17 protein-coding genes, 1 pseudogene and 1 other annotated feature are annotated in these 16,973 nt (G+C 65.2%); of the genes and pseudogenes, 8 read left to right on the forward strand and 10 right to left on the reverse strand.

Going from position 1 to position 16,973, the window contains the following annotated elements; all coding sequences use genetic code 11:
• Positions 1-6 precede the first annotated feature (6 nt).
• Positions 7-324, reverse strand: a complete 318-nt coding sequence (locus COC42_RS17805) for a DUF3291 domain-containing protein (protein ID WP_342747304.1) — start codon at positions 322-324, stop codon at positions 7-9.
• Between the two features lie 208 nt (positions 325-532).
• Here COC42_RS17805 and crtY point away from each other — a divergent pair, with 208 nt between their 5' ends.
• The 5 genes from crtY to COC42_RS09210 all read left to right on the forward strand — a co-directional run bounded on the left by crtY (position 533) and on the right by COC42_RS09210 (position 5,544).
• Positions 533-1,696, forward strand: a complete 1,164-nt coding sequence (crtY, locus tag COC42_RS09190) for a lycopene beta-cyclase CrtY (RefSeq protein ID WP_096342818.1) — start codon at positions 533-535, stop codon at positions 1,694-1,696.
• A complete protein-coding gene (locus COC42_RS09195) occupies positions 1,693-3,171 on the forward strand; it encodes a phytoene desaturase (protein WP_096342819.1) in 1,479 nt (492 codons plus the stop codon). Before crtY ends, COC42_RS09195 begins: the two co-directional genes overlap by 4 nt.
• Positions 3,172-3,216: 45 nt before the next feature.
• The gene (locus COC42_RS09200) at positions 3,217-3,798 is read left to right on the forward strand and encodes an LOG family protein (protein ID WP_096342820.1); all 582 of its coding nucleotides are present in this window, start codon (positions 3,217-3,219) and stop codon (positions 3,796-3,798) included.
• A gap of 14 nt (positions 3,799-3,812) precedes the next feature.
• Positions 3,813-4,730 carry a phytoene/squalene synthase family protein gene (locus COC42_RS09205; protein ID WP_245844019.1) on the forward strand — a complete coding sequence of 306 codons (918 nt, stop codon included), beginning with the start codon at positions 3,813-3,815 and terminating at the stop codon, positions 4,728-4,730.
• 70 nt (positions 4,731-4,800) lie between these two features.
• On the forward strand, positions 4,801-5,544 hold the full coding sequence (locus COC42_RS09210; protein WP_096342822.1) for a Crp/Fnr family transcriptional regulator: 744 nt from the start codon (positions 4,801-4,803) through the stop codon (positions 5,542-5,544).
• Here COC42_RS09210 and COC42_RS09215 read toward each other — a convergent pair.
• Positions 5,511-6,080 carry an NUDIX hydrolase gene (locus COC42_RS09215; RefSeq protein WP_096342823.1) on the reverse strand — a complete coding sequence of 190 codons (570 nt, stop codon included), beginning with the start codon at positions 6,078-6,080 and terminating at the stop codon, positions 5,511-5,513. The two genes, COC42_RS09210 and COC42_RS09215, sit on opposite strands and share 34 nt — an antisense overlap.
• Before the next feature lie 68 nt (positions 6,081-6,148).
• On the opposite strand from COC42_RS09215, the gene mscL reads away from it, so the two are divergent.
• The gene (mscL, locus tag COC42_RS09220; protein ID WP_096342824.1) at positions 6,149-6,604 is read left to right on the forward strand and encodes a large conductance mechanosensitive channel protein MscL; all 456 of its coding nucleotides are present in this window, start codon (positions 6,149-6,151) and stop codon (positions 6,602-6,604) included.
• A 274-nt stretch (positions 6,605-6,878) separates the two neighbouring features.
• On the opposite strand, the gene COC42_RS09225 is transcribed toward mscL, so the two are convergent.
• The 6 genes from COC42_RS09225 to COC42_RS09250 all read right to left on the reverse strand — a co-directional run bounded on the left by COC42_RS09225 (position 6,879) and on the right by COC42_RS09250 (position 11,266).
• A complete protein-coding gene (locus COC42_RS09225) occupies positions 6,879-8,294 on the reverse strand; it encodes an ammonium transporter (protein WP_096342825.1) in 1,416 nt (471 codons plus the stop codon).
• A gap of 11 nt (positions 8,295-8,305) precedes the next feature.
• Entirely contained in the window at positions 8,306-8,644 is a 339-nt protein-coding gene (locus COC42_RS09230) for a P-II family nitrogen regulator (RefSeq protein WP_096342826.1), read from the reverse strand.
• A gap of 196 nt (positions 8,645-8,840) precedes the next feature.
• Entirely contained in the window at positions 8,841-9,047 is a 207-nt protein-coding gene (locus COC42_RS09235; protein WP_096343208.1) for a putative signal transducing protein, read from the reverse strand.
• Positions 9,048-9,087: 40 nt separating this feature from the next.
• The gene (locus COC42_RS09240) at positions 9,088-9,486 is read right to left on the reverse strand and encodes a hypothetical protein (protein WP_096342827.1); all 399 of its coding nucleotides are present in this window, start codon (positions 9,484-9,486) and stop codon (positions 9,088-9,090) included.
• Positions 9,487-9,680: 194 nt separating this feature from the next.
• A complete protein-coding gene (locus tag COC42_RS09245) occupies positions 9,681-10,319 on the reverse strand; it encodes a TetR/AcrR family transcriptional regulator (RefSeq protein ID WP_096343209.1) in 639 nt (212 codons plus the stop codon).
• Between the two features lie 47 nt (positions 10,320-10,366).
• Positions 10,367-11,266, reverse strand: a complete 900-nt coding sequence (locus COC42_RS09250; protein WP_096342828.1) for an AraC family transcriptional regulator — start codon at positions 11,264-11,266, stop codon at positions 10,367-10,369.
• 151 nt (positions 11,267-11,417) lie between these two features.
• On the opposite strand from COC42_RS09250, the gene COC42_RS09255 reads away from it, so the two are divergent.
• On the forward strand, positions 11,418-12,143 hold the full coding sequence (locus tag COC42_RS09255; protein ID WP_096342829.1) for an SDR family oxidoreductase: 726 nt from the start codon (positions 11,418-11,420) through the stop codon (positions 12,141-12,143).
• Between the two features lie 237 nt (positions 12,144-12,380).
• Here the strand turns inward: COC42_RS09255 and COC42_RS17440 are convergent, their stop codons facing one another.
• Together COC42_RS17440 and COC42_RS09265 are read right to left on the reverse strand one after the other, a co-directional pair.
• Positions 12,381-13,667, reverse strand: coding sequence for a hypothetical protein (locus COC42_RS17440; protein WP_141395822.1), 1,287 nt, complete (start codon positions 13,665-13,667; stop codon positions 12,381-12,383).
• Positions 13,668-14,124: 457 nt separating this feature from the next.
• Positions 14,125-15,189, reverse strand: coding sequence for an acetate and sugar kinases/Hsc70/actin family protein (locus COC42_RS09265; protein ID WP_141395823.1), 1,065 nt, complete (start codon positions 15,187-15,189; stop codon positions 14,125-14,127).
• 126 nt (positions 15,190-15,315) lie between these two features.
• Between COC42_RS09265 and COC42_RS09270 the strand changes: the two are divergent.
• Positions 15,316-16,542: pseudogene (locus COC42_RS09270) on the forward strand (IS3 family transposase).
• Positions 15,596-15,711 (forward strand) — a sequence feature (AL1L pseudoknot). It overlaps the preceding pseudogene by 116 nt.
• Positions 16,543-16,973: the final 431 nt, after the last annotated feature.

Raw genomic sequence — 16,973 nt, forward strand, 5'->3', positions numbered from 1 at the left:
GCCGGATCACGCGAGCGGCCGCAGAGGGTTCAGTGGCACCGGCGCGGCGATGCGCGGCGGCGGATAGGCGAGGGACGCGTGCGACGTCGACGCATACCGTACCTTCGACGGCCGCCCCTCCGCGCGCATGCGAGCATCGGCCGCTCGCCAGCTCGGCAAGGTCGTATCCGGCTGCGTCCAGTGAACCACGCTCGCCTCGTCGCACCAGTGAAACAGTTTGGGCATGGCGGCGCGATGCCGCCCGTTCGCCATGTAGCGACGCATGTCCGTCTGGTCGTGCCAGAGCGTCATCGTCCAGAAGGTTCGCCGTCGATCCGCCAGCAGCGACCCGCCGACAGCCCCTCCGCCGCCTTCACTTGCCGCGCGGTCCGCAGCGCGTCGAGGTAGAAAAGAGGCATGAAGCGCATCGAACGGACCCGCAGCCGGGTGATGCTGCCAAACGTCATGGCACGATGATGGCCGAACCCGGCGCGACCGGCAATCGCCCCAAGGTCCCCTTTCCCCTCCCTGCTTTCCCGGCTAGGCCCGGGACATGGCCGCCACCAACCGTTGCAATGTCGCGATCGTCGGCGCGGGTCTCGCCGGCGGGTTGATCGCGCTGGCGCTGACGGCTCGGCGGCCGGGGCTCGAGATCCGGTTGATCGACGGCGCCGGGTCGGTCGGGGGCAATCACCTGTGGTCGTTCTTCGACCATGACATCGCGCCCGAGGACCGCTGGCTGGTCGAGCCGTTGATCGCGCATCGCTGGGAAGCCTACGACGTCCGCTTTCCGCACCATGCCCGGACGATCGCCGCGCGCTACAACTCGATCGAATCCGACCGCCTCGACCGACTGGTACGCAAGTGCCTGCCCGAGCGCGCGTTGATGCTGGGGCGCCGCGTGTTGGCTGCCAGCGCGACCGCCGTGGTGCTGACCGATGGCGACCGGATCGAGGCCGATGGCGTCATCGACTGTCGCGGGCCGGGCGACGTGACGCGCCTGACGATGGGCTGGCAGAAATTCGTCGGGCAGGAGCTGGTGCTCAACGCCCCCCATGAGGCCCCCCGGCCAACGGTGATGGACGCCGCGGTCGAACAGATCGACGGCTATCGCTTCGTCTATTGCCTGCCCTTCGCCGCCGACAGGATTTTCGTCGAGGACACCTATTACAGCGATACGCCAGACATCGACGACCGCGTGCTCGACGGGCGCATCGCCGCCTATGCCGCGGCGCGGGGCTGGGTGGTCGAGCGCGTGGCGCGGGCTGAACGCGGGGCGCTCCCGGTGGTCTGGGGCGGCGATTTCGAGGGTTACTGGCTGTCGGGCGGGCGCGGCGTCGCCAAGGCGGGGATGCGCGCCGGGCTGTTCCACCCGCTCACCGGCTATTCGCTGCCCGATGCGGTTCGCACCGCCTCGATGCTGGCGCGCGCGCGCGATTATGGGGGCGCGGCGCTGCACGAGACGACGCACGCCCATGCCGCCGCCACGTGGGCGTCGCGCGGCTTCTACCGGATGCTGACCGCGATGCTGTTCCGCGCCGCCGACCCTGAGGATCGCTGGCGTGTGCTCGAGCGCTTCTACCGCCTCGATGCCGGGTTGATCGGGCGGTTCTATGCAGGGCAGTCCACCATCTTCGATAAGGCACGGGTACTGACGGGCAAGCCGCCGGTCCCCATCGGCCGCGCGATCGCGGCCATCAGGGAGTCAAGGGTTTGAAGTCCGCAGCGGTCATAGGGTCAGGTTTTGGCGGGCTGGCACTCGCCATTCGCCTGCAGGCGGCGGGCATCGCCACCACGGTCGTCGAGGCGCGCGACAAGCCCGGCGGCCGCGCCTACTACTGGGAAAAGGACGGCTTCACCTTCGACGCCGGCCCCACCGTCATCACCGCGCCCGAAGCGCTTCAGGAACTCTGGGCGTTGTCCGGCCACGACATGGCCGACGATGTCGAGCTCGTCCCCGTCAATCCCTTCTACCGGCTCAACTGGGCCGACGGGACCAATTTCGACTATACAAACGATGACACCGTGCTCGCGCGCGAGATCGCCAAGCTCGATCCCGCCGATGTCGAGGGCTATGCCCGCTTCCTCGACTATTCGCGCGGCGTGTACGAGGAGGGGTACGTCAAACTGGGGTCGAAAGCGTTCCTCGACTTCGCCTCGATGATCAAGGCGGCGCCGGCGCTCGCGAAGTATCAGGCGTGGCGGTCGGTCTATTCGATCGTTGCGGGCTTCGTGAAAAACGAGAAGCTGCGTCAGGCATTGAGCTTCCACACGCTCCTCGTCGGCGGCAATCCGATGAAGACGTCGAGCATCTATGCGCTGATCCACAAGCTCGAGCGCGACGGCGGCGTGTGGTTCGCCAAGGGCGGCACCAACCGGCTGGTCGCGGGCATGGTGCGCCAGTTCGAGCGGCTGGGCGGCACGATCCGTCTGAATGACCCGGTCGTGTCGATCGAGACGCTGGGCGACCGCGCGACAGGCCTGACGACGAAGAGCGGCTGGCACCTCGACGTCGATGCGATCGCGTCGAACGCCGACCTGATGCACAGCTACAAGGACCTGCTGTCGGGCTCGCGCAGCGCCAAGCGGACGGGCGCGAAGCTCGAACGCAAGAAGTTCTCGCCGTCGCTGTTCGTCGTCCATTTCGGGGTCAAGGGGACTTGGCCGGGCATCCCGCACCACATGATCCTTTTCGGCCCGCGCTATCAGGGGTTGCTCGCCGACATCTACGACCACGGCGTGCTGAGCGAGGATTTCAGCCTCTATCTGCACCACCCCACCGTCACCGATCCGTCGATGGCGCCGGAGGGGCACTCGACCTTCTATGCGCTCGCGCCGGTACCGCATCAGGGCAAGTTTCCGGCGGACTGGGACGCGATCAAGGACCAGTATGAGCGGCGCATCCTCGACGAGGTGGGCCGCCGGCTGATCCCCGATATCCACGACCGGATCGTCACCAAGTTCAGCTACACGCCGGCCGACTTCACCCGCGACCTGTCAGCGCATCTGGGGAGCGCGTTCAGCCTGGAGCCGGTGCTGACCCAGAGCGCCTATTTCCGCGCGCACAACCGCGACAACCATATTCCCAACCTTTATTTCGTCGGCGCCGGCACGCATCCGGGCGCGGGGATTCCGGGCGTGGTGGGTAGCGCCAAGGCGACGGCGGAGCTGATGCTGGCGGAGCCGCGCTGAACGGCGTATCGGCGGCGCGGTCGAGGCATTGAGAAAGACGAAGTGATGAACCGCATCGCGGTCTATTGCGGGTCGGCGACCCCTGCCGATCCGAGCTATATCGAATGCGCGGCGCTCACGGGCCGCACGCTGGCCGGCCGGGGCATCGGCACCGTCTATGGCGGCGGCAGGCTGGGCCTGATGGGCGCAGTCGCCGATGCCGCGCTCGCGGCGGGGGGTGAGGTGATCGGCATCATCCCGCAGGCGCTGGTCGATGCCGAAGTCGCGCACCGCGGATGCACGCGTCTGGAGACCGTGACGACGATGCACGAGCGCAAGCAGCGCTTCACCGACCTGTCGGACGGATTCCTGACGCTGCCCGGCGGCACCGGCACGATGGACGAATTGTGGGAAGCGATGAGCTGGTCGCAGCTCGGCTATCACACTAAGCCCGTGGGCCTGTTCAACTGGCAGGGCTTCTACGACCCGCTGGTCGCCTTCGTCGATCGCATGGCCGATGTGGGCTTCCTCCGCGCGCAGCACCGCGACATCCTGATCGTCGACAGCGATCTCGACCGTCTGCTCGAGCGCATGGCCGCCTATCAACCGCACGTGCCGATCACCCGGATGGCGCGCGAGGAACTGTGAGCGACCGCGCGGCGCTGGTCGCGGCGGCGCGCGCGTCGATTGCGCGGGGGTCGAAGAGCTTCGCCGCCGCCTCCACCCTGTTCGACCGGACGACGCGCGAGCGGGCGTGGCTGCTCTATGCGTGGTGCCGCAAGTGCGATGACGTGGCCGATGGACAGGATCACGGTCATGGCATGTCCCGCGTCGAGGACGCCCCTGCCCGCGTCGCACAGCTGCGCGCTCAGACCCATGCCGCGTTTCGCGGCGAGCCCACCGCCGACCCGGCGTTCGACGGCCTTGCGGTAGTGGTGCGAGAAACCGGTCTGCCGCAGCGCTTCGCCGACGACCTGATCGACGGCTTCGTCCTCGATGCCGAGGAGTGGCAGCCGAGAAGCGAAGCCGACCTCTATCGCTATTGCTACCATGTCGCCGGCGCCGTGGGGTGCATGATGGCGGTGGTGATGGGGGTCGATCCCGCCGACGAGGACACGCTCGACCGCGCCTGCGATCTCGGCCTCGCCTTTCAGCTCGCCAACATCGCGCGCGATATCGAGGAGGATGACCGCGCAGGCCGCTGCTACCTGCCGCACGAATGGCTGGCGGAGATGGACGTGCCGCCCGGCCAGCACATGAAGCCGCCCTTTCGCTCGCGCCTGACGGTGCTTGCCCGGCGGTTGGCGACGCGCGCGGCGCTGCATGAGGATAGCGCGCGTGGCGGCACCCCCGCGCTGCCGCTCCGCTCGGCCTGGGCCGTGCTGGCGGCGGCGGGCATCTATGGCGACATCGCCCGCGAGGTCGCCCGCCGCGGCGGCCATGCCTGGGACCACCGCGTCACCACGTCGAAGGCTGACAAGCTCGGCTGGATAGCGCGGGCGGGGGTGCAGGCGCTGCGGCGCCGGCGTTATGCCGTCATCGAGCGTGACCCGGCGCTCTGGACGCGCCCGCGCGGCTGAGTCCCATCCCGTGGTCACTGTTTGATCTACTTAATTCTCCCTGCCGCGCGATACGATAAGAGAGCGGCGAATGGGGGACGCCGCATTGAGCTATTCGATCCATCGCTTCGAGGCACTCGCTCCGCTGAGCGTCGACGAACGGGCGACGCTACAATCGCTGGGCGATCCCGAGATCCGGCGCGCGCGCGGCGAGACGTTCCAGCGCGAGGGAGAGGCCCTTACCGGCTTTCATCTGCACATCCGGGGATGGATCGCCTCTTCGGTCCTGCTGCGAACCGGCAACCGGCTGATACAGAAGGTACATCTGCCCGGCGACATGCTCGGCACGCCCAGCATGGTGCTGCCCACCGCTGCCGACACGCTGACTGCCATCACCGACGCCGCGACCGCCTTCGTTCCCTATGAGCGGTTCGCCCGGCTGTACGAGACGGCGCCGCGGCTGGCGGCGCTGTTCACCGTCGCGGTCCAGATGGAGCGGCTGGCACTGATGGACGCGCTGGCGGTGACGGGCCGCGCATCGGCGCGCGAGCAGTTCGCACGATTGCTGATCGACCTGCACGCGCGGCTCAGCCCGATCAACGCCGTCGAGGGTGACGCGTTCGACCTGCCGCTGACGCAGGAGGCAATCGGCGACCTGCTCGGGCTAACCCCCGTCCATGTCAACCGCACGATCCGCGCGTTCGAAAGCGAGGGACTGATTGCGCGCAACGGCCACCGCATGCGGCTCCTGGACCTGCCGGCACTTCGCGCACTGTGCCCGCTCCAGCCGCGCCGGCCGCGCTATGATCCGGCCTGGCTGCCGCCCTCGCGCTGACCTTCGAGCAGCGCAGGGCCGAGCAGCGCCAGCAGCTTCACGTCCACACCGCAGCCTTCGCCCCGCTTGGCCGCAACGAACGCTGCAAGATCGGCGAGCGCGACGCGGTGGACGGTGATCCCCTCGCCCGCGACGCCGCCGCCGTCGCCGACCTGGATCAGGTCGGTCGCACGCATCAGGGTGAAGCCTTCCGACGCCATGCCGGGAGAGGACCAGAACTCACCGACCGGCTCCATGACGCGCGCGCGCCAGCCGGTTTCCTCCTCCAGCTCGCGGCGTGCCGCCTCGACCGGGTCCTCGCCCTCTTTCTCGTCGCCGACCAGACCCGCTGGCAGCTCGATGCAGGTGCGGCCCAGCGGCACCCGATACTGCTCGACCAGCAGGACATGACCTTCCTGAACCGCCAGGATGACCGCCGCATGGATGTCGCCGGTGCGCGAGACATATTCCCACCGCCCTCGCCGCTTCATCTCGAGCCAGCGGCCCGCCCACATCGTCTCGACCGGCCTGTCGCGGTCGAAGGGGTCGTCGGTCATGGCTCGCCACCCTCGCTGATCGTGATTAGGTTCGACGCGCCTTTAACGGGATCAAAGGGACAGGGCCAATGCTCAAGGACTTTCAGGCGTTCATCGCGCGCGGCAACGTGCTCGACCTTGCCGTCGGCGTCATCATCGGCGCGGCGTTCGGCAACATCACCAAGTCGCTGACCGACGACGTCATCATGCCTGTGATCGGCGCGATCTTCGGCGGGGTAGATTTCTCCGGCTATTTCCTAAGGCTCGGGCCGGTGCCCGCGGGCTATACGGGGTCGCTCAACAATTATGCAGCGCTCAAAGAGGCAGGCGCGCCGTTGCTCGGCTTCGGTCAGTTCATCACCGTCGTGATCAACTTCCTGATCCTGGCCTTCATCGTCTTCCTGATCGTGCGCAGCGTGAACCGGCTGATGACCCGGCTGGAGCGCGAGAAGGCAGAGGGGACCGCGCCACCCGCCGCCGATCCGGCCGACGTGGTGCTGCTGCGCGAGATCCGCGACGAGCTGAAAGCGGCGCGGGGCGTTTGATTCGTCCGGCTCACGCTGGATAGCGGTGCCGGCCCGCTCCGCCACCCGACCGCCCATCAGGATGATTTGTGGGTGGCCGGGTGGGGGCGTAGCCGGGCCGATCATCGCGCCGCGATGATCTGAACAGCGCGGGCGCTGTTCACCCGCTACGGGCCGGCACCGCGACTTCAAAAAAAGAAGGCCGGTGCATCGCTGCACCGGCCAAGTCGTCCGCAGGAGGAACCCGGGGACGGGACCGGCGGAGAAAGGGACGCCGGTCCCGAAGTCGTGAAAGTCAGAGGTTGTAGGCCCGCTCGCCATGCTCGTTGATGTCGAGGCCCTCGGCTTCGACTTCGGCAGTGGGACGCAGACCGATGGTGTACTTCAGACCGAGGAACAGCACGGTCGAGACGATGCCCGTCCACACGACCGTGGTACCGACCGCCCAGAGCTGCGTCATCACCTGCGCGGCCATGTCATAGGCACCCGCCTTGGCCACCGGCGCGGTATAGTCGATCCAGCCCTGGCCGCCGAGCGACGGATCGGCGACGATACCGGTACCGATCGCCCCGACGATGCCGCCGACGCAGTGGATGCCGAACACGTCGAGCGAGTCGTCATAGTTCAGCGCGTTCTTCACCTTGGTCACGAACACGAAGCAGATGGCAGAGGCGACGGCGCCGAGGATGATCGCGGTGCCCGGATGGGCGAAGCCCGCCGCGGGCGTGATGGCGACCAGGCCGGCGACGACCCCCGAGGCCGCACCCAGCAGCGATGGCTTCTTGTGGACGATCTGCTCGATCACCGCCCAGGTGACGCCCGCCCCGGCCGTTGCCGTGAAGGTGTTGATGAAGGCGAGCGCGCCGAACGCATTGGCCTCGAGCCCCGACCCCGCATTGAAGCCGAACCAGCCGATCCAAAGCAGCGACGCGCCGATCATCGTCATGACGAGGCTGTGCGGCGGCATCGGCTCGTGCTTGAAGCCGAGGCGCGGACCGATCACCAGGCAGCCGATAAGGCCAGCGAGCCCCGCGTTGATGTGCACCACGGTGCCGCCGGCGAAGTCGAGCGCGCCCCAGCCCCAGAGCAGGCCGCTGTCATCCGGCGCCGCGTTCAGGAAGTCGGGACCGGCCCAGTACCAGACCATGTGCGCGATCGGGAAATAGGCGAGCGTGAGCCACAGCACCGTAAAGATGATGAGCGGCGTGAACTTCACCCGTTCGGCGAACGCGCCGACAATCAGCGCGGGCGTGATGCACGCGAAGGTCATCTGGAAGATGACGAACACATATTCGGGCAGATAGACGCCGTTGGAGAAGGTGGCGGCGAAGGTCGAGGGGCTCACGCCCGCCAGGAATGCCTTGTCCAGCCCGCCGAACAGCTTGGGGAACGGCGTGCCGGTCGAGGTGAAGGCCATCGAATAGCCCCATCCGAACCAGACCAGTGCCGCGACGCATACTATCGTGAGCACCTGCATCAGCACCGACAGCATGTTCTTGGTGCGGACAAGCCCGCCATAGAACAGGGCCAGCGCCGGCACCGACATCATGAGAACGAAGGCGGAAGCCACCAGCATCCAGGCGACGTCGCCCTTGTTGACCATCTCGGCCGTCGGAACGAACGCCGCCGGTGCGGCTTCCTGCGCCCAGGCGGGCGCCGCCGCCACGAGGCTTGCGGCCCCGGCGGCAAAGGGTGCAATCAATCGCTTCATCGGTTCCCCCTTCAAAGCGCGGTCTGGTCGGTTTCGCCGGTGCGGATGCGGACCGCCTGACCGACGTCGAGCACGAAGATCTTGCCGTCGCCGATCGCGCCGGTGTTGGCGGCGGCCTGCACCGCCTCGACCACGCGCGGCGCGAGGTCGGAAGCGCAGACGACCTCGACCTTGATCTTGGGCACCATGTTCGTGGAATATTCAGCGCCGCGATAGATTTCGGTCTGGCCCTTCTGGCGACCGAACCCCTTCACCTCGCTGACGGTCATGCCCGCCACGCCGATCTCGGTAAGCGCCTCGCGCACCTCGTCGAGCTTGAACGGTTTGATGATGGCGATGACTAGCTTCATGTCGCCCCCTCGGCTGTTTCCCGAAGACAGGCTTCGCAAAGCGCGTGCCAAACCGAAAAGCGCGGCTTTACAGGCGTTGCGCGCCGGGCCGCTTCGTTACGAAAGTGTGAAATTTGTGCAGGCGCGAGAAGCTGCCTGTTTTTGTGGCAGGGTTGGCGGGAAAACCCGGCCGCCCCCCAAGTAGGGGCGGCGTCTGCTACCCGCCGAGCGCCTCGGCAATCACCGCGCGGGCTTCGCGCTCGTCGTCGGCGTCGATCATGACGCGAACGGGAATGAGGAAGGCGCTGCCCTCGCCCAGGCTCATCTCGCCGTCGAAGGCGACTGCGGGGATGCCCGCGGCCTCGAGCGCGCCAACGACGACGTGCGCTTCGATGCGGTTATAGCGGCCGATCTCGACGAGCATCCTGCCCGCCTGCCCCGCTTCGGCCGCGGGGGCAAGCAATTCAGGCGGCGCGGCGGCGCTGGCGGGCGCGCGAGGCGTCGGCGGCGATGCTGTCGACCATCAGCTCATACTGGCGCAGATCGTAGCCCGCCTCGACGAAGCGGCGGATCTCGGAGGTATCGACCTCGTACCCGTGCCGCCAGCTGAGCACCGCCATGCGGCGCAGCGCCTCGAGCTTCGGATCGGCCAGACGCGGATTGGGCCGCTCGCCGAACAGCACGCCCATCGCCATGGCGACGCGGCCAGGTTCGCGCAGCGAGGACACCCGGTCGCGGCGTGCGAGTGCGATCACCGACCATTCGAGCGGGCTGAAGGAGGGCTTGGCGCGAAAGGCGGTCGGCGCGGGCGCAGGGGCGACGGCGCTGCCGGCTGCGGCTTCGGCGAACTGAAGATATGCCATGAAACGTCCTTCCCTGAACCCGGACGCACGCCGTCATCGCGAGCCGAGGGGCCCGCGCGCCGCCGAACGCCGCCTGATTGCCAATGGTGGAAGGGGGCGAACCCGACTTCCATACCAAGCGGTATAGAAGTCCGTTCAGCCCGCGTCAATCCTTCTATACCGCCCGGTACAGAAAAAAGTTCAGCGGGTCGGTGCTATTGCGTCGGCCAGGTCCGGAGCGTCAGTTCGACGGTCCGCTCGAGCTGCTCGCGCGGGGCACCGCCGCTCGCCTGGACGGCGAGCCCTTGAAGCACTGCCAAGAGATAGTTGATGAGATCGCCGGGCGCGAGTTCGTCGCCGAAATCGCCCTCGGCCTGCGCGCGCTCGAACCGCGCGAGCATTGCCGCGTGCGAGGAGGCGCGCCGCGCGATCACTTCCTCGCGAATCGTCACGGCATCGTCGCCGCACGGCAGGATGGAGATGACGCTGAGACAGCCCTTGGCGGCGCAGTCGCTGGTCTGTGCCTCGATCCCACCGCGCATCATCCGCTCGGCGACGCCGCGCGCGGTCGGCGCGGCGAGCGCGCGCCCGACATAATCGAGCTTCTCGCGCTCATAGAGGTCGAGCGCGTGGCGGAAGAGCGATTCCTTGTTGCCGAACGCGGCATACATGCTGGGGCGCGTGATCCCCATCGCCTCGGTGAGGTCGCTGATCGAGGCGCCCTCATAGCCCTTGGTCCAGAATACCCGTAGCGCCGCAGCGAGCGCGGTGTCGGTGCAGAAACCGCGCGGGCGGCCCTTGTGCGCTGGCGCGCAATCGCTCTGAGTCGCGGGGTGTTCGAGGACGGTGGCCATACCGCCCATATACGGTGCGTAGGCATCGCTTACAAATTGGCCCGAAATCAGAGCGCCATGGCGGGTGCGGCGGCCGCCTGCAGTCGCTCGATATCCTGCCGCGGCGGGGCGCCGAACAGGCGGCGATATTCGCGGCTGAACTGCGATGGGCTCTCATAGCCAACGGCGAAACTCGCCGCGCCCGCGGTCGCGCCGCCCGCCAGCATCAGCCGCCGCGCTTCCTGCAGCCGCAATTGCTTTTGATATTCGAGCGGCGTCATCCGCGTGATGGCCTTGAAATGTGCGTGGAGCGACGAGGGACTCATCCCCGCCTGTGCGGCGACCTCCTCGATTCGGATTGGCGCGTCGAAGCGGCGGCGGATCGCGGCGATCGCGCGACTGACCTGGTTGAGATGGCTGCCCGCGGTCGCGACGTGACGCAGCATCGGCCCGTGCGGCCCGTTGAGAAGGCGATAGGCGATTTCGCGCTCGATCAGCGGGGCGAGCGTACCGATCGTCTCGGGCCGGTCGAGCAGCCGCACCAGCCGGCACGCCGCATCGATCAGGTCCGGGTCGCCCGAATAGACGCCGAGCACCGGCAGGTCGCCGCGCGGCGCCGCCCGCTCGCCCGCCTCGGTCATCAGGTCGGCGACGATTCCGGGATCGAGGTCGATCTTGCAACAGAGATAGGGGCGCGACGCGCTCGCCTCGATCACATGGCCGACCAGCGGCAGATCGACCGACACGATCAGATAGCGCGAGGCGTCGTAGATCAGGCTCTGCTCGCCGATCGATACCCGCTTCGATCCCTGGGCGATCAGGCAAAGCGAGGCTTCGTAGACCGCGGGGGTGGGCGTGCTTGGCCGGTCCGCGCGGATCAGCGACACTCGCGGCATTGCGGTAGAGCAGATGCCGGTTCCCTCAACGTGGCGCTCGATCGCGCGCGCGAGTCCCTCGATCGGTTCCATGCGGACGCTGATCCCTTATCGGCCGGGACGACGCAAGCGCCGGCACCTAGTTCTGAAGGATCGGGCAAAGCGTTCGGACGATCGAGCTACCGCCCGGTCCCCTCCCGGGACCATCTGGATCGCGTCACTTCAAGCGAAAGGAAGCATCATCATGACGCGGAACATCGACAAGGTCGTGCTCATCACCGGGGCTTCGAGCGGGATCGGCGAGGCCACCGCGCGCGAGCTGGCACAGGCGGGCGCGCGGCTGTTCATCGGCGCGCGGCGCGCCGACCGGCTGGAAGCGCTCACGGGCGAACTCGGCGAGAACGCCGCATGGCGCACCCTAGACGTCACCGACGGCGACGATTTCGAGGCATTCGTCGCCGCGGCTGAGGCGCAATTCGGGCGGATCGACGTGCTGGTCAACAATGCCGGCGTGATGCCGCTGTCGCCGCTCGCCGCCTTGAAGCGTGACGAGTGGAAGCGGATGATCGACGTCAACGTCCACGGCGTGCTCAACGGCATCGCCGCGGTGCTGCCGCGCTTCGTCGCGCAAGGGCATGGTCATGTCATCAACGTCGCCTCGGTGGCGGCTCACATCGTTCTCCCCACCGCCGCGGTCTATTGCGGGACGAAGCACATGGTCCGCGCGGTCACCGAGGGGCTGCGCCAGGAGCATGACGAGATCCGCTCGACGCTGATCTCGCCCGGTGTCGTCGCGACCGAGCTCGGCCACGACATCACCGACCCCGCGGTCGCCGCGGCGCTCAAGGGCTGGCGCCAGAAGTCGCTGACCCCCGATGCGGTCGCCCGTGCGGTGCGTTACGCGCTCGAACAGCCCGAGGGCGTCGACATCAACGAGGTGATCGTCCGCCCCGTCGCCGCCGACATGTGAAGGCACGACCCGGCCCGAGAGCCTGGCGCTTGCGGGCCGGAGCGTTCCGCGATGGGAAAATAATCGGACCCGCTAAGGATTTCCCGCGCTCCACTCGTGAAATCAGAGCTGCGACGAAAAACCCATAGCGTGAAACCCGCTTACGACAACATCTTCTCGGTTGAAACCCGATAACAGGCTCTAATGCTCGGGACGGCACGGTAGGTAGTACGCGGCCTTGCCCATCGCACTACGCGGCTATTGCATGAAAGCGCGCTGGCGAGAGACGCATGGTTGGCACTGGCTTGCACTAAGGCAACTGTTCCTGGCTGCGGATTGACTCTCGTACTGGGTCAGCGACAGCCCTTCGACAACGGCGCAGCGCTGGTCGCTAGCGCGCATCGCCGCTAGCTGTGCATGCAGGCCAGACCATTCGCCGCCCGAACTTACCTGAAGCCCCTCCGACGGTTGAGTAGTTTTGAAATTGAAATCGCCGCGTCGCTCCGTGTCGTATTCGTACATGTCGACTGCCCCCGGATCGAGCGCCTCGCGCTCGAGACCCCACAAGTAGAGAGGACTGAGCGGAAGAGCGCGACCACGGACAGGATCGACTAGGTAGACGAGCTCGTCGGAGAACGGTTGCGAGCCTTCATAGTCCAGCACGTCAACAAAGGTCTGGGCGGAGCCGTGCAGCACTCGGAAAACTCCGACGTAGCTGCCAGGATGGAACCGCTTGGGGACCACACCTTCGAACACTCCCAGACGGTTCGTTTCGAATGCTCGCGCAACGTGGTTGCCGAGAAGACTGAGAATACCGATCCAATCAACTACTTGGCGCCAACCATGTTTTTCCGCATTTAGACCTGAAGTCCAGCCATCGATCTGCTCTATATTTTCCGGTTTGAGGAGAGCGGCAAGTGAGGTCGCGAAATCAAGCTTAGCTTGATTAGTGCCGACGACGTTTTTTAAGAGATGCCACAAAGGTCCTGCGGACCGCTGAGCGAAACCCTTAAACATGCTCCCGCCTCCCTTGGTGGCGCAGAAATCCGCATAAGCGAGATACGCTGCTAGCGTCAGAAGCGAGTCGGCTGCGTCGCGGCCCTTTTGAACGCGTTTGTCGGCATCACGTTCGGACACGAAGCGTGCAAGCGGTGCCGCCACCGGATATGGCAACACCGAAAGTAGCTCGGAGAGTTCGCGCCACCCGGGAGAGCGCGCCCTTTCTTGGATCATCTGGACGTCGGAGCTGTCGACAATCGAGCAGGCGGACGCGCTAGCACCGAAGTCAAGGCCGAGATATGTAGAGCCGCCATCCTCATCGGAAGCAAACGTCATGTCGATGTGGAAAGGTTTTCCTTCCGCGATGAAACCTTCAAAGCGATCGCTGCGGCCGTATATGAACCTGGGGATCGCCGTTCCGTCTTCCCTAACGGTCAGTTCGACCTCGATAGAACCTGCGAAACGTGTGTTCTTGGGTGTGTAGGCGCGAGTCTCGACGATATTGTGACGTGCTTCGAGATCGTCAGGGTCGAACGACGATCTCATGAAAAAGTATTCCAGAAGACGCTTCGGCGGGCTGTTTAGTCGGACTTTCCAAAGGAGGAGGGTGCCGACAAGACCGCGCAGGCTGCTTGCAGAGGGTAGTAGCACACCTGCGTCAAACCCGTCGGCCGCGCCTCCAGCGAGTTCGAAAGCGAGCGGCCTAGCGCGCCGGATTTCGAGTTCGCCGTCGTCTGGTCGCAGGGCAAGGCAAAGTCGATTGTAGGTGACCGCCCGAAAATCGCCTTGCCCCTCCGTGTAGAAGCGTCTCGCGCACTCTGTCGCCAAACCCTTTGCAACGATTTCCTGGAAGTTCTCGCTGAGCTGCAGAATTTCCGCGTGCGCCAGTTCGACTTTTCCTAGGTCCCGTTCGAGCAGCTTTGAGAGCCAACGGATGTTCGAAGAGCCGCCGGATAGCAGGACGACCGAGATTTCCTGACCCTTGAGTTCCTTAGCTGCGCGCTCAAGCGCTTTTTTTCACAGCATCCCGCAGCTTCGCCTTCCACACATTCTCCTCGAAGGCGTGGCGCAACATGCCGGCGTCGAGCTTAAGCGTCGCCATACGTGACGCGGGATCATACGGATCAACCGCAACTTGAATCGGGAACGGTGTGATGCCGGATAGATCTGCCTGAAGATTCCAGTTGGCTATCAAGTTACACACCGACAATTTCGCGGACTCGACTGTCTGCAGGAGGCGTCGATAGTGACGATAAAAAGTTTGTTGCCTCTCTGCCAATTCGGTCAATTCGTCCGGCGTCTTGATGCGATCTGCACGCTCGATCGACTTTCTGACCTCTGCCCGAATGTCTTTCTCGACAGCCTTCATCATCAAATCCGCTGCGAGCAGCCGATTGATAGCGAACCCGCCGACCTGCACCGACTTAGCACTGAGTGGTCGACTGTTCACGCCCGACTGGCTCACATCACCAGTCTTGGTCGTTTCGACGACGGAAATGTTGAATGTTCCGCCGCCGAAGTCTAGCACTAGGACGATGTGTTTGCGATGCTCTGCAATAATTGGATGTCTGAGACCATACCGATAATACTGAAATACTGCGAACGGGTCGGGAAGAAAATCGATCTGCTCAAAGCGGCCGTGAAGTATTCGACGGATCGCACGGCGATAGTTGGAGAGCCAGTTCTCCTCAGCCATGTCGATACCGCTAAGCGCAAGCGGTTCGGCTATCAGCAGGCTCTTCGGTAGCGGGCGGCCCTGAAGCTCGAGAGCGGAATTCACCTTCGTTAACAGGGCCCTGAAAAAGTCTTGTGCGATACCAGCTACCGTGGTGCGCGGAGCATGAGCCGTGCCGGAAGACCGCTTCGTTATCGCGTCTGGATCGTGTTGGCCCAGCTGAACCTTAAAGTCTTCGAGAAGCTGCTCTGGAGCGCTGCATTTCTCACGAGCGTCAAAGCCGATGTGGGCACGCTTGTCGGAATCGTAGAAAATCGTCGTCGGTACCACGTTTCGCCCGTCAATCGGGACGAGGTTTACGGACGAGATAAAAGGCAACTTCTTAGTGGACAACGCTTCCTCCCCTGCGGTTGCATTGAGCACGGGCGGGAAGAAAATGTCTATGCCCTCAGCGTTGGGAGCGCAGTGAACCGCCCCGGGTTTGTCGGAGGCTCCAACTCCTGAGAAGGTGGAGCCTGTATGAGCAAGACGACGAACAAATTTGCGCCCGAGTCCGCGAGCGAGCGGTACGGATGATGCTGGATCACGAGCGCGATCACCCCTCCCCATGGGCAGCGGTGGTTTCCATTGCGGAGAAGATCGGGTGCGTGCCGCAGACGCTGCATGAATGGGTAAAGAAGGCGGAGGTGAACTGCGGCAAGCGCGCTGGCGTCCCGACCGAAATTGCCGACAAGATGAAGGCGCTGGAGCGCGAAGTCCGTGAGTTGCGCCAGGCCAACGAGATCCTGCGCAAGGCATCCGCGTATTTGCCCAGGCGGAGCTCGACCGCCCGTTCCGGCGATGATCGCCTTCATCGACGATCACCGCGATGTCTATGGGGTCGAGCCGATCTGCCGCTTCTTGCCGATCGCCCCATCGACGTATTTTGAGCATGTCGCGTAACGACGAAATTCCATGCGCCTGTCGGCGCGGGCGCAACGGGATCAGGCTTTCAAACCCGAAGTGGCGCGCGTGTTCGCCGAGAACTTTGCGATCTATGGCGTCCGCAAGGTCCGGCGGCAGATGATGCGCGAGGGCTTCCCGGTCGCCCGCTGCACCATCGAGCGGCTGATGCGCGATATGGGTCTGCAGGGCGTGATCCGGGGCAAGCCGGTTCGCACGACGATGAGCGACAAGGCAGCGCCGTGCCCGCTGGATCACGTCAACCGCACGTTCTACGCGCCAGCGCCGAACATGCTGTGGGTGTCCGACTTCACCTACGTCGCGACCTGGGCGGGCTTCGTCTACGTCGCCTTCGCCATAGACACCTACGCCAGGCGGATCGTGGGATGTCGGGCGCGCAGAACGGCGCATGCCAGCTTCGTCCTCGATGCCCTGGAGCAGGCTCTCCATGATCGCCGGCCAGCCCATCGGGGCGGTCTCGTCCATCACAGCGACCGGGGATCGCAATACGTGTCCATCAAGTACACCGAGCGCCTCGCCGAAGCCGGGATCGAGCCATCGGTTGGCAGCGTCGGCGACAGCTACGACAACGCTTTGGCCGAGACGATCAACGGCCTCTATAAAGCCGAGGTGATCCACAGGCGTGGGCCGTGGCGCACCTTCGAAGCTGTCGAATACGCCACGCTCGAATGGGTCGACTGGTTCAACCATCGTCGCCTGCTCAAACCCATCGGCAACATCCCGCCTGCTGAAGCCGAAGAGCAATATTATGCTGCCGCGGAGAACCTGGATATGGCAGCGTAACTCACAACCCGCAGCCTCCGGCAAACCTGGGGCGGTTCAGCCTTTGACGGCATCCTTCATTACTTAGGCGTCCACGCGGCAATCATCCTAAAATGTAAAGCTCACGCGATCGTCTATGATGCCATCACGTCCTGGGCTTCCGCGCGGCTCCAACCTAACATTCCGGTGCGGATAGGCGCGCCCCTACCCTTCAAAGATAGGGGCAACCTGCGGCTGCCGGACGCCCATCGTGCTAACGCCTCGCTTACTGATAGCCTTGTCCGGGCGAGGTCGAGCACTTCGAACCGATCGTATGTCCCGCCGATGCAACGCGGTAGTTCGCCATTCTTAACTGCGCGCGAGAACGTTGAAGGGTCAACGTTGAGCATCTCTTCAGCGTCTCGGCGGTTGATCCGCTTGTCGAAGTCGAACGTCGGGTAGGCAGTCACGTC

The sequence above is a fragment of the Sphingomonas spermidinifaciens genome, from assembly GCF_002351485.1.
Taxonomy (GTDB): domain Bacteria; phylum Pseudomonadota; class Alphaproteobacteria; order Sphingomonadales; family Sphingomonadaceae; genus Sphingomonas; species Sphingomonas spermidinifaciens.

Excerpts from the sequence above, each read along its gene's own strand:
- crtY (WP_096342818.1), top strand. The coding sequence starts at position 533 with ATGGCCGCCACCAACCGTTGCAATGTCGCGATCGTCGGCGCGGGTCTC.
- COC42_RS09200 (WP_096342820.1), top strand. The coding sequence starts at position 3,217 with ATGAACCGCATCGCGGTCTATTGCGGGTCGGCGACCCCTGCCGATCCG.
- COC42_RS09210 (WP_096342822.1), top strand. The coding sequence starts at position 4,801 with ATGGGGGACGCCGCATTGAGCTATTCGATCCATCGCTTCGAGGCACTC.
- COC42_RS09215 (WP_096342823.1), bottom strand. The coding sequence starts at position 6,080 with ATGACCGACGACCCCTTCGACCGCGACAGGCCGGTCGAGACGATGTGG.
- mscL (WP_096342824.1), top strand. The coding sequence starts at position 6,149 with ATGCTCAAGGACTTTCAGGCGTTCATCGCGCGCGGCAACGTGCTCGAC.
- COC42_RS09225 (WP_096342825.1), bottom strand. The coding sequence starts at position 8,294 with ATGAAGCGATTGATTGCACCCTTTGCCGCCGGGGCCGCAAGCCTCGTG.
- COC42_RS09230 (WP_096342826.1), bottom strand. The coding sequence starts at position 8,644 with ATGAAGCTAGTCATCGCCATCATCAAACCGTTCAAGCTCGACGAGGTG.
- COC42_RS09235 (WP_096343208.1), bottom strand. The coding sequence starts at position 9,047 with ATGCTCGTCGAGATCGGCCGCTATAACCGCATCGAAGCGCACGTCGTC.
- COC42_RS09240 (WP_096342827.1), bottom strand. The coding sequence starts at position 9,486 with ATGGCATATCTTCAGTTCGCCGAAGCCGCAGCCGGCAGCGCCGTCGCC.
- COC42_RS09245 (WP_096343209.1), bottom strand. The coding sequence starts at position 10,319 with ATGGCCACCGTCCTCGAACACCCCGCGACTCAGAGCGATTGCGCGCCA.
- COC42_RS09250 (WP_096342828.1), bottom strand. The coding sequence starts at position 11,266 with ATGGAACCGATCGAGGGACTCGCGCGCGCGATCGAGCGCCACGTTGAG.
- COC42_RS09255 (WP_096342829.1), top strand. The coding sequence starts at position 11,418 with ATGACGCGGAACATCGACAAGGTCGTGCTCATCACCGGGGCTTCGAGC.
- COC42_RS17440 (WP_141395822.1), bottom strand. The coding sequence starts at position 13,667 with ATGAGATCGTCGTTCGACCCTGACGATCTCGAAGCACGTCACAATATC.